Below are 11,240 nucleotides of genomic sequence, written 5' to 3'. Positions count from 1 at the left end.
GCCGCTCGGGGGGGGTGCGCGCCCGCCCCCCGGTTGGGCGGCGGTGGCTTCGCCGACGAAGGAGCAAGCAACGGCCTCCCATCGGCGGGACACAAGGGGCCGCGAACTCGAGCGCACCAGCGCTCGAACAAGCACGGGGGCTCGCACCAGCGGGCTGAGAGGACGGCTAGCCCATATCGGGCGATTCAGGGCCGTCGACCGTATGAACCTGACCGGGTAATGCCGGCGTAGGGAGGAAATATCGTGGGCTCGAACACGTCTTCTGACAGGACGGTCGACACCGTCACGACCGGTCCGATCCAGGGCAGCGTCAAGCACTATCAGCAGGTAGACGACCTGCGCATCCCGGTGCGCCGGATCAACCTCACCAACGGCGACCACTTCGATGTCTTCGACACCTCGGGTCCGTACACCGACGACGACGCGGTGATCGACCTCGAAGCCGGGTTGCCGAAACTGCGCGACGGATGGGACTCCCCGACCGTCGACGGCCCGCCGACCCAGCTCGCCTGGGCTCGCCAGGGCATCATCACCCCCGAGATGCGGTTCATCGCCGCCCGCGAGGGCGTCTCGCCCGAACTGGTGCGCGACGAGGTCGCGCTCGGTCGCGCGGTGATTCCGGCCAACCATCGCCACCCGGAGCTGGAGCCGACCATCATCGGCAAGAAGTTCCTGGTGAAGATCAACGCCAATATCGGCAACTCGGCGGTGTCGTCGTCGATCGCCGAAGAGGTGGAGAAGATGGTGTGGGCCGCGCGCTGGGGCGCCGACACCATCATGGATCTGTCCACCGGCAAGAACATCCACGAGACCCGCGAGTGGATTCTGCGCAATTCGCCGGTCCCGATCGGCACCGTCCCGATCTATCAGGCGCTGGAGAAGGTGAACGGTGATCCCACCAAGCTCACCTGGGAGATGTACCGCGACACCGTGATCGAGCAGTGCGAGCAGGGTGTCGACTACATGACCGTGCACGCGGGCGTGCTGTTGCGCTACATCCCGCTCACCGCCAAGCGCGTCACCGGCATCGTCTCGCGGGGTGGATCCATCATGGCCGCGTGGTGTCTGGCGCATCACCAGGAATCGTTCCTGTACACGCACTTCCGTGAACTGTGCGAGATCCTGGCGCGCTACGACGTCACCTTCTCCCTCGGTGACGGCCTGCGTCCCGGCTCCATCGCCGACGCCAACGACGAGGCCCAGTTCGCCGAGCTGCGCACCCTCGGCGAGCTCACCAAGATCGCGAAATCCTATGGCGTGCAGGTGATGATCGAAGGCCCCGGCCACGTGCCGATGCACAAGATCGTCGAGAACGTGCGGCTCGAGGAAGAGCTCTGCGAAGAGGCGCCCTTCTACACCCTCGGCCCGCTCGCGACCGATATCGCGCCCGCCTACGACCACATCACCTCGGCCATCGGCGCCGCGATCATCGCCCAGGCGGGCACCGCGATGCTCTGCTACGTCACCCCGAAGGAGCATCTGGGGCTGCCCAACCGCGACGACGTCAAGGTCGGCGTGATCACCTACAAGATCGCCGCCCACGCCGCCGACCTCGCCAAGGGGCACCCGCACGCCCAGGACCGGGACAACGAATTGTCCAAGGCCCGTTTCGAATTCCGCTGGCACGACCAGTTCGCGCTCTCGCTCGATCCCGACACCGCCCGCGAGTACCACGACGAGACCATGCCCGCCGAGCCCGCCAAGACCGCCCACTTCTGCTCGATGTGCGGTCCGAAATTCTGCTCGATGCGTATCTCCGCCGACGTGCGCGAGTACGCGGAGAAGCAGGGGCTCACCGATGTGGCCGCCATCGAGGCCGGCATGGCCGAGAAGTCCGCCGAGTTCGCCGACCAGGGCAGCAAGGTGTACCTCCCGGTCGTCTCCTGACTCCCCGCACACCCTCGTCGACGCCCGTCCGATCTCCGCGATCGGGCGGGCGTCGCACCCTGGATTTCGGGGCTTTCGCTCGCCCTGGCGATCAGTAACGTTGGCGGCGTGTCGACCAACCGGCACGCCGAGCACTGGAGTGAATCAATGAAGCGCATCGTCGCCGGGGCCCTCGCGGCCGCCGCCCTGTCCGTCGCCGCACCGCTCGGCACCGCCCAGGCCGCGTCCCTCCCGGTCGCCGACTCCGGCTCGTCGTCCATCGGCTGCACCTCCGACACCAGCCCGTGCGCCCTGCGTCCGCTGTTCGACCTGTTCACAGCCCTCACCACCGGCAGCGCCTAGGTCTGACCGCCGCGCGACCGAACTCCGTGGTTGGTCGCGCGGCGATCGGTGAGCTCGCCCGGCTGCGCCGACACCACCCACGAACACCGCGGCTGTCCCGGATCGTCGCGCGGGGTAACGTCGGCCGGGTGGCCGATGCCTTCTACCGCCGAGACCCCGCGGACCCGAACCGGTACCTCTCGACCGAGCTGACCCGGGGCCCGTGGTCGCCGGACGCCCAGCACGCCGGACCGCCGTCCGCTCTGCTCGGGCATGTGATCGAACGGTGCGAGCCCCGGCCGGGATTCCAGGTCGGACGAGTCGCCGTCGAGATTCTCGGGCCGGTGCCGCTGGCTCCGCTCACCGCGCAGGCGAAGGTGGTGCGGTCGGGTCGCAGTGTCGAACTGATCGAGGCGACCTTGTCGTCGGAGCGCGGACCGGTGATGCAGGCCAACGCGTGGCGCCTCAAACTCGCCGAGCCCGCCCTCGATCTGCCCGCCGAGTTCCTGCCGACCGGCACCAGGCCGCTGCCCGCGGCGACGGAGCCGGAGCAGTTTCCCTCCGAGCAGGAGATCGGTTTCCACACCGGCATCGAATACCGTTTCACCGCAGGCTCTTTCGCCGCGCCGGGGCCTGCGACCTGCTGGATCCGGTTGAAGTACCCGATCGTCGCGGGCACCACCCCGAGCCCGCTGGAGCGCACCCTGGCCGCCGCCGATTCGGGCAACGGGGTCAGCGCGGTCCTCGATTGGTCGAAGTACCTGTTCATCAACACCGACCTCACCGTCACCCTGCATCGTCAGCCGGTCGGCGAGTGGGTGTGCCTGGACGCGGTCACCCATCCCCAACCGCACGGCATCGGCCTCGCCGAATCCGCGCTGTTCGACGAGACCGGGCCGATCGGGCGCAGCACCCAGACGCTGCTCATCGCACCGCGAGGCTGATCAGGGACGCGGCTGCACCAGGTCGGCGTTGCCGTGCTTGCGCAACTCCGACTCGCCCGTGCTCGTCCGCCGGAACGGGTCGCCTTCACCCGTGGTGAGCAGACCGCGCAGGCTGGTGGTGATGTAGGCGCCCCAGGCGTTGGAGCACACCTCGTAGCATTCGCCGGCGGGTACCAAACCCACATGGGTGAACCGGATTTCGGTGCCGTCGGCGTTTTCGGTGATGTCGAAGACGACGTCGGTGTCCTCCCATTCGGCGGTGTCGGCGATGAAGGACAGGTGCGAGTCGCTGACGTGCCAGACCAGGCGCTTGCCCGGGATCGACACGGTGGTCGTCATGGTGCAGCGGTGCAGTCCGGGAACCTCGAAGAGGTAGCTGTCGCCGACCGTGCCGGTGCTGCCCTCGATGGTCTCCGACCACCACGCCCACACGTTGTTGACGGCCGCGAACGCCTCGTCGGGAGTCTTGTCGACGGTGATCGTGGCGGTGAAGTCGTTGTCGCTCATCGCGTTTCCTTCCGGCTCAGCCGTCGAGATGGCGGCGGAGCGCGTCGAGTGGGCCGTCCCAGTCACGGGACAGGGCGGCCAGGAATTGTTGTGCCACTTGCATCGGGGCGGAATCGAGGCGGTAGCGCACGCGCCGCCGCTCCCCCGGTTCCGCGATCACCAGTCCCGCATCCGCGAGCAGGGCCAGGTGTTTCGCGATCGCCTGCCGGGTGATGGGCAGCCGATCGGCGAGGTCGGTCGCGGTGGCCGGACCGTGCGCGGCGAGTGCGGCCAGTACCGACCGCCTGCTCGGATCGGCCAGCGCGACGAAGACCCGTTCGGCGGTGGCCTCCAGCTCAGGCCGCATCGAGGTACTCGACGAGCTCGCCCAGCTCGCTCTTCCAGCCGCCGACATTGCCCTCGAACGCCTCCTTGTGCGCCTCGTCGGGCAGCTGGGCGAAGCCGGTCTCGGTGACGGTCAGCCGGGTGCCGTCGCCGACCGGCTCGAGGCTGAATTCGACATAGGTGCGTCGCGGGTCGTCGTCGGGCAGTCCGTTGATCGGCCAGGTGTAGCCGAACACCGAGGGCTCCTCGACCCGCTCCACCCGCATGTCGGCGGCGAACCCTTCTTTCCAGGTCATCCGCATGTCCCCGCCCGGCCGCAGGTCGATCTCGGCGGTATTGCCGAACCAGCTCCCCAGCCCTTCCGCGGTGGTGATGGCAGCCCACACCTTGGCGGGCGGATGCGCGAGCTCGACGGTCCGGACGATCTGATCAGGGAATCCCATGACGCCTCCTCATATATTGCAACCGATTGATTGCAACTCAGAGTATTGCGACCAATGGGTTGCGTCAAGGGTGTTGTCAGTGGCCACCGGTGACGCGGAAGCCCTTCGGAACCAGCCAGACCGTGCCGACAGCCACCACCGCGACGACGGCCGCCGAGATGTAGGACGTGGTGGTGAGGGCGACGTCGAAGGCATGGCTCGCGGCGTGCGCGAGTTCGTCGCGAGAGGGCTCGGGTAGATCGGGGGCCACCTCGGCCGCCCCGCCGATCGAGCCGCTCGCCTGGTCGAGCTTGTCGGCGGGGACGGGCAGGCCCGTCATGTGCTGACTGAAGATCCTGGCGTGCAGGCTGCCGAGCAGGGCGACGCCGAAACCGACACCGACTTCATAGTTCGTCTCCTCCACCGCGCCCGCCTGACCCGCCCGATCGGCGGGCACGGCGCCGACCAGCACCGCCGCCGCAGCGGTCACGGCCATGCCGTCGCCGAGACCGAACGACACCAGCACCAGCGCCACCACCGGATAGGTGGTGGGTTCCGGACTCACCGCCAACAGCAGGAAGCCGAGGGCAACGGCGCCGAGACCGAAACCGAGCACCGCGCGGACACCGAACTTCTCCATCAGAAACGGCGTGAGCAGGGAAGCGGTGAGCAGGGTGAGCGCGGCGGGCAACATCCGGATGCCCGCCTGCGAAGGGCTGTAGCCGTGGACGTATTGCAGCCACAGCGAAATCAGGAACATGGCCGCGCCGATCGCCATCATGGCCAGCAGCGTCGCGACGGCCGCCGCGGTGAACGCGCCGTTGCGGAACAGCCGCACATCGAGCAGCGGGTCGGTGGCGGTGAGCTGACGGCGGGTGAACAGCGCCAGCGCGGCGATGCCGATCAGCAGGATCGCCCAGTCCACCTCGCTCGCTCCACCTTTCGCGAGATGCTTGATGCCCCACGCCAGGCAGACGATGCCCGCCACCGACAGCGCCGCGGCGAACCAGTCAAGGCCGCCCGCCTGCGGCGCACGATATTCCGGCAACACCCACAGCCCCACCGCCACCGTCACGAGCACCACCGGCACGTTGAGCCAGAACGCCGACGACCACCCGAAGTGCTCGACGAGAAACCCGCCGACGATGGGCCCGACCGTCGCGCCGACACCGGCGACCGCCGCCCAGATCCCGATGGCCATGGTGCGTTCGCGCACATCGGTGAAGATGTTGCGGATCAGCGACAGCGTCGACGGCATCACCATCGCACCGCCGATCCCGAGCAGTACCCGCCCACCGATCAACTGCGCCGCGCTCCCCGCGGTGGCCGCGACCACCGAAGCGATACCGAACAGCACGAACCCGCTGATGAACAACAACTTTCGCCCCACCCGATCACCGAGCGCGCCGGTGGTGATCAGCAGCCCGCCGAGCACCAGCCCGTAGATATCGATGATCCACAGCTGCTCCAGCGGCCCGACCTGCAAATCCTCGATCAGTGACGGCAGCGCCACATTGAGAATCGTGGCATCCATCGCCACCAGCAGCAGGCTGGCGCACAGCACCCCGAGCATCACCCAGCGCACCGACCCGTAGGACTCCTCCCGCGCTTCGCTCACCCTGGCCACCTCACCGGCCCGCTCGGCCCTCGACGTCCGTTGACGACAAGCTACCCACAACAGTGACGCCCGCCCGGCAATGCTCGCGGCAGGTCCAGCCGCGATCCGGGCACGCGAAAGCCGACCCCGGCCGGACGCGACCCGATCACCGGCGGGCGCTCAGCCGGGCAGCAGGACCGCTTCGATGAGGGCGCGCGCGGCGCGGCCCGTACGTTCCCGGTCGCCCGTGATCACCCGGTCCTGGATGATGCCGCGCAATCCGGAGACCAGCAGCGTGGCCACCACCTCGGGATCCCCGGCCGGCCCGGCCCGGCGCAGCGCGGCGGCGAGTTCGGTGACGAAGGTGGCGATCGCGGCGTTGGCGTAGTCCTGGTACGGCGAGCCGGGGGCGCACGCGGCACCGAGCACCTGCAGCAGCACCCGCACGCTGTCGGCTTCGGCGCCGTCGGAATTCACGTCGAAGAAGCCGATCAGTCGCTCGGGCAACTGTGCGGGCTCCACGATGTCGGCGAACAGCGCGGCGAGGTCGGGCCGCTGGGTCGCCAATGCCTGGACCAGCAGTTCCTCCTTGGTTCCGAAGTAGTGGATCAGCATGCGCGAGCTGGTCCCGAGCGCCGCGGCCAGCGGTCGCAGCGAGAGCTCGGCCAAGCCGTGCGACGCGATGTAGGCGACGACACCGGCCAGCAGGTCGGCGCGCTTGCGGTGATCGAGGGGACGGGCCATGGGTTGACTGTAGCGAGTGCTACAGGTATTCATGTCATCGTGACTGTACCGATCGCTTCAGAAACTCGGCACGATGTGGTGGTGACCGCGTACGCGGCGACCACCGCACTGGCCGACACCATGGACGAGACCTGGTCGCGCCTGCTGCGCGGCGAGAGCGGAATCCGTGCGCTACCCACGGAGTTCCTTGCCGCACACGATCTGCCGGTGCGGATCGGCGGACCACTCGTCACCTCGCCCGATGCCGAGCTGACGCGGATCGAGCAGCGCAGGCATTCCTACGTCGAACGCATGGCTCTCGTCCTCGGCAGGCGGGTCTGGCAGGCGGCGGGCGCGCCGGAAGTCGACCGGGAGCGGCTCGCCGTCGCCATCGGTACCGGGCTCGGCGGCGGTGACGCGCTGATCGATGCCGTCGACGCGATGCGGGCGGGCGGCTACCGCAAGGTCTCGCCGCTGGCCGTGCCGATGGTGATGCCCAATGGACCCGCCGCCACCGTCGGACTCGAAATCGGCGCGCAGGGTGGGGTTTTCGCCCCGGTTTCGGCCTGCTCGTCGGGGTCGGAGGCGATCGCGCACGCGTGGCGGCTGATCCGCACCGGCGAGGCCGATGTGGTGGTCACCGGTGGCGTCGAAGGACATATCGACCCGGTCCCCATCGCGGGCTTCGCGATGATGCGGGCGATGAGTACCCGCAACGACGAACCCGAGCGTGCCTCTCGGCCGTTCGACCGCGACCGCGACGGCTTCGTCTTCGGCGAGGCGGGCGCGCTGCTCGTGCTCGAATCCGAGCGGCACGCGAAGGCGCGCGGCGCTCGGATCCACGCGCGAGTGCTCGGTGCGGGCATCACCTCCGACGCCTTCCACATCGTGGCGTCCGATCCGGCGGGCACCGGCGCGGCGCGGGCGATGCGCAAGGCGATTCACACTGCGGGGCTGCGGGTCTCCGATATCGATCACGTGAACGCGCATGCGACGTCGACATCGATCGGCGATGCTTCCGAAGCGGCGGCGATCACCGCGGTCGCTCCGGAAGCCTCGGTGTACGCGCCGAAATCAGCACTCGGTCATTCGATCGGCGCGGTGGGCGCGCTCGAATCGGTGCTCACGATCCTGAGCCTGCGTGCGCAGATCGTGCCGCCCACACTGAATTTCGACCACGCGGACCCCGCGATAGATCTCGATATCGTCGCCGGGGCGGCTCGCCCGCACCGGATCGACTACGCCGTCAGCAACTCGTTCGGGTTCGGCGGCCACAATGTCGCGCTCGCGTTCGGAAAAGCCTAGCGGCGCCGCCGATCCGGAGGGATCGACGGCGCCGCGGTGGCTCGGCGAGATCTACGCCTTGTCGAAGCGGGTGTCGACGAAGGACTTGAAGTCGACCTTGCCGGGAATCGCTTTGGCCTTGGTGAAGGCGTCGGCGATTTCCTGTTCCGAGGCGATGACCTGGTCGGTGAGTTTGATCGGCTCCTTGATCGAGCGGGTCCAGGTGGTGCGGGAGGCGTCGACGCTGATCTGGGTCAATTCGGCGTACTTGGTCGACCAGGTGTCGAGGTTGTCCGAGGACCACTTGGTGGCGGCGGCGTAGCGCTGGAAGAAGTCGGCGAGGGCGGCGGACTTGCCCGCGTCGGCGACGGTCTTGTTGCCCGCCACCCAGAAGTTGTAGCCGTTGGCGGCCTGGTCGGCGGTGGCGATCGACTTGGCGCCGATCTCCTTTTCCGCGATGGCGGTGTACGGGTCCCAGGTGGCCCACGCCTCGACGTCACCGCGGGTGAGCGCGGTGTAGCCGTCGCCGGGAGCGAGGTAGACCGGCTCGACATCGCTCAGCGACAGGCCCGCCTTCTGCAGTTGCAGGAGCAGATTGGCGTTGGCCGAACTGCCCTTGTAGACGGCGACCTTCTTGCCCTTGAGCGCCGCGACCGAACCGATCGTGGAGTCCTTGCCGACCAGGATCGCGTCACCCTTGCCGGTGGCCGAGAGAGCCCCGACGATCTTGATGTCGGCGTCGGCGGCCGCGCCGAAGATCACCGGGGTATTGCCGGTTTGGGCGATGTCGATGCCGCCCGCGCTCGCCGCCTCGACCAGCGGCAGACCGGCGGTGAAGGTGGAGAATTCGATCTTGTACGGCAGGTTCTCCAGTTGACCCGACGCCTTCAACAGCACCTCGATCGAAATCGCCTTCTGATCACCGACTTTCAGTGTGACGGTGCTGAGATCGACCGGACCCGAGGGCGCGGCCTCGGTCGCCGCGTCGTCGCCGCACGCGCTCAGCGCGAGCGTTGCGACGACGGCGAGGGCAAGGCCTGCCAGGCGGGACAGCGGAGTGCGTTTCACGGGAACAACTTTCGTGCGATGGTGCGGAGGATTCAGTGCACGCCGAGCAGCGCGAGCAGGTGCGTCGCGTACTCGGCGACTTCCGGCGCGGCGGCGGTACGTGGGCGTGGCAGCTCGATGGGCACCTCGGCGGCGATGCGGCCGTCGTCGAGGACGAGAACGCGATCGGCCAGGGTGATCGCCTCGAGCACGTCGTGGGTCACCAGCAGGACGCCGAATTCGCGCTGGGTGTGCAGGCCGAGGAGCAGCTCGTGCATCGTCAGCCGGGTCAGGGCATCGAGGGCGCCGAAGGGCTCGTCGAGCAGCAGCAGCGTCGGCTCGGCCACCAATGCCCGTGCCAGCGCGGCCCGTTGGGCCTCACCACCGGACAGGGTGAGCGGCCACGCGTCGGCGCGACCGGCGAGTCCGACCTCGGCGAGCAGGTCACGGGCGGATCGCTCGTCGGCCCGTCGATTGCGCGGCTTCGGCCTGCCGAGGGCGACATTGCGCACCACCGGCTGCCACGGGATCAAGCGGGGTTCCTGGAAGACGATCGTCGGCCTGCCTTCGACGGAAACCTCACCGCGAGTAGCGGTATCGAGGCCGCCGAGGATCCGCAACAGCGTGGACTTGCCGGAGCCACTGCGCCCGACCAGCGCGACGATCTCGCCCGCGCCGATCTCGAGCTCGATCCCGTCGAGCACGGTGCGCTCACCGAATCGCTTGCTGAGACCGGTGATTCGAGCCGCGGCGGCGCGCGCAGGCCGCGCGGAGATAGAGGTAACGGTCGTGGCGGCGGCAGCGGTCATGATGTGAACCTCGCGATCGAACGGCGGCGGGTAGCGGGCCTGCCCACTCTCGGGACGGGGTGAGTCCTCGAGTCGGCGGAAGAAGCGGACATCAGCGGTGCACCGCCGGGCGCCAGCGCAGCGCGCGGCGTTCGAGCAGTCGCACGATGGAGTCGGTGAGCAGGCCGAGCAGGCTGTAGACCACCAGGCCGAACACCACGATGTCGGTGCGCAGGAATTCGCGAGCATTGTTGACGACGAAGCCGAGTCCCGCACTGGCATTGATCTGTTCGGCCACGATGAGCGAGAGCCAGGCGATGCCGAGACTCTGGCGCGCGCCGACCAGGATCTGCGGCAGGGCACCGGGGAGCACGAGCAGGCGCAGTCGTTCGGCGAGTCCGAGGTGCAGGGCGCTGCCGAGCTCGAGCAGTTTGGGGTCGAGTTGGCGGATGCCCGAGAAGGTATTGAGGTACAGCGGGAAGAACACGCCGAGGGCGATCAGATAGACCTTGGGTTCCTCGCCGATGCCGAACCAGATGATGAACAGCGGGATCAGGCCGAACAGCGGGATGGTGCGGATCATCTGCAGCGGCGGATCGACCGCGTACTCACCGATCTTGCTCAGCCCGGCGAGCACGCCGAGTACCAGCGCGAGAACAGCGCCGAGCGCGAAGCCGTACAGCGCGCGCTGGCCGGAGACCAGCAGGGCCTCGGTGAGCTGGCCCGATCGGTAGGTTTCCAGGCCCGCGTCCAGCACCGCGGACGGCGCGGGCAGTTTCTTGGCCGGGATCGAGCCGCTGGCGCTGGCGAGCTGCCAGACGACCAGCACCGCGATCGGCGAGAGCGCACGCAGGAACCCCGGGCGACGGTACAGCGGGATCCATCGCTCGCCGGTATCGGTGTGCCTCTCCAACAGCATGCGAGCATGGTGCCCGCCCGAAGCGGTATACCGACAGGGTTCGAATCAGCTCGAGGATTTGTCGGCTCGGCTGGAGATCTGTTGCACCGCCCAGCTGTTCCCGTCGGGATCGCTGAAGAAGACGAAGCCGACATTGTCGAGCGGCTGCGGGACGGGCCGCGGATTCTTGCCGAGCTCGCGCACCTCGCTGACCTCGACTCCCCTCGCCACCAGCTCCGCGTGCGCCTGCTCGATATCGGGAACCACGAGTTGCAGACCCTTCAGCGAGCCGGGCGCCATCTCCGGCACCGCGCCCTTGCCGATGACGATCGAGCAGCCCGAGCCGGGCGGGGTGAGTTGCACGATGCGCACGTCGTCGGAGATCACCGTGTCGTGGTCGACGGCGAAGCCGAGCTGGGTGGCGTAGAAATCCTTGGCCCGGTCGATATCGGAGACCGGGACGATCACAACTTCCAGAGTCCAGTTCACTACGCGCCT

At 68.4% G+C, this 11,240-nt stretch carries 13 protein-coding genes and 1 riboswitch; of the genes, 4 read left to right on the top strand and 9 right to left on the bottom strand.

The genetic code is table 11. The annotated features are described in order from the left end of the window. Positions 1 to 123: 123 nt before the first annotated feature. Positions 124 to 248: riboswitch (TPP riboswitch) on the top strand. From thiC to ACFWFP_RS30330, 3 genes are all read left to right on the top strand, one after another. Further along, entirely contained in the window at positions 244 to 1,887 is a 1,644-nt protein-coding gene (gene thiC, locus ACFWFP_RS30340; RefSeq protein WP_379300710.1) for a phosphomethylpyrimidine synthase ThiC, read from the top strand. Its footprint overlaps the riboswitch before it by 5 nt. Positions 1,888 to 1,995: 108 nt before the next feature. Continuing rightward, positions 1,996 to 2,229, top strand: a complete 234-nt coding sequence (locus ACFWFP_RS30335) for a hypothetical protein (RefSeq protein WP_379300708.1) — start codon at positions 1,996 to 1,998, stop codon at positions 2,227 to 2,229. Between the two features lie 128 nt (positions 2,230 to 2,357). Next, positions 2,358 to 3,152, top strand: a complete 795-nt coding sequence (locus ACFWFP_RS30330) for a thioesterase family protein (protein ID WP_379300706.1) — start codon at positions 2,358 to 2,360, stop codon at positions 3,150 to 3,152. On the opposite strand, the gene ACFWFP_RS30325 is transcribed toward ACFWFP_RS30330, so the two are convergent. The 5 genes from ACFWFP_RS30325 to ACFWFP_RS30305 all read right to left on the bottom strand — a co-directional run bounded on the left by ACFWFP_RS30325 (position 3,153) and on the right by ACFWFP_RS30305 (position 6,746). Further along, entirely contained in the window at positions 3,153 to 3,659 is a 507-nt protein-coding gene (locus ACFWFP_RS30325) for an SRPBCC domain-containing protein (protein WP_379300704.1), read from the bottom strand. A gap of 16 nt (positions 3,660 to 3,675) precedes the next feature. Next, positions 3,676 to 4,005, bottom strand: a complete 330-nt coding sequence (locus ACFWFP_RS30320) for an ArsR/SmtB family transcription factor (RefSeq protein ID WP_378709678.1) — start codon at positions 4,003 to 4,005, stop codon at positions 3,676 to 3,678. Then, positions 3,995 to 4,426 carry an SRPBCC domain-containing protein gene (locus ACFWFP_RS30315; protein ID WP_378633763.1) on the bottom strand — a complete coding sequence of 144 codons (432 nt, stop codon included), beginning with the start codon at positions 4,424 to 4,426 and terminating at the stop codon, positions 3,995 to 3,997. The genes ACFWFP_RS30320 and ACFWFP_RS30315 overlap by 11 nt, the downstream gene beginning before the upstream one ends. Before the next feature lie 76 nt (positions 4,427 to 4,502). Continuing rightward, positions 4,503 to 6,023 (bottom strand): MFS transporter, encoded by a 1,521-nt coding sequence (locus tag ACFWFP_RS30310; protein ID WP_379300702.1) that lies wholly within the window; start codon positions 6,021 to 6,023, stop codon positions 4,503 to 4,505. A 159-nt stretch (positions 6,024 to 6,182) separates the two neighbouring features. Continuing rightward, positions 6,183 to 6,746 (bottom strand): TetR/AcrR family transcriptional regulator, encoded by a 564-nt coding sequence (locus ACFWFP_RS30305; RefSeq protein ID WP_379300700.1) that lies wholly within the window; start codon positions 6,744 to 6,746, stop codon positions 6,183 to 6,185. A gap of 39 nt (positions 6,747 to 6,785) precedes the next feature. On the opposite strand from ACFWFP_RS30305, the gene ACFWFP_RS30300 reads away from it, so the two are divergent. Beyond that, complete coding sequence (locus tag ACFWFP_RS30300) at positions 6,786 to 8,030, top strand: KasA/KasB family beta-ketoacyl-ACP synthase (RefSeq protein ID WP_379300698.1); 1,245 nt, start codon at positions 6,786 to 6,788, stop codon at positions 8,028 to 8,030. Positions 8,031 to 8,081: 51 nt separating this feature from the next. Here the strand turns inward: ACFWFP_RS30300 and ACFWFP_RS30295 are convergent, their stop codons facing one another. The 4 genes from ACFWFP_RS30295 to ACFWFP_RS30280 all read right to left on the bottom strand — a co-directional run bounded on the left by ACFWFP_RS30295 (position 8,082) and on the right by ACFWFP_RS30280 (position 11,231). Then, a complete protein-coding gene (locus ACFWFP_RS30295) occupies positions 8,082 to 9,077 on the bottom strand; it encodes an ABC transporter substrate-binding protein (RefSeq protein WP_379300696.1) in 996 nt (331 codons plus the stop codon). 32 nt (positions 9,078 to 9,109) lie between these two features. After that, positions 9,110 to 9,865, bottom strand: a complete 756-nt coding sequence (locus ACFWFP_RS30290; protein ID WP_379300694.1) for an ABC transporter ATP-binding protein — start codon at positions 9,863 to 9,865, stop codon at positions 9,110 to 9,112. Between the two features lie 91 nt (positions 9,866 to 9,956). Next, complete coding sequence (locus tag ACFWFP_RS30285) at positions 9,957 to 10,763, bottom strand: ABC transporter permease (protein WP_379300692.1); 807 nt, start codon at positions 10,761 to 10,763, stop codon at positions 9,957 to 9,959. Between the two features lie 45 nt (positions 10,764 to 10,808). Continuing rightward, the gene (locus tag ACFWFP_RS30280; RefSeq protein WP_379300690.1) at positions 10,809 to 11,231 is read right to left on the bottom strand and encodes a VOC family protein; all 423 of its coding nucleotides are present in this window, start codon (positions 11,229 to 11,231) and stop codon (positions 10,809 to 10,811) included. Positions 11,232 to 11,240: the final 9 nt, after the last annotated feature.

The organism is Nocardia sp. NPDC060249 (assembly GCF_042728755.1).
Taxonomy (GTDB): Bacteria; Actinomycetota; Actinomycetes; order Mycobacteriales; family Mycobacteriaceae; genus Nocardia.
The sequence above is the reverse complement of the archived record's forward strand: the minus strand, read 5'-3'. Positions and strand labels throughout refer to the sequence as shown.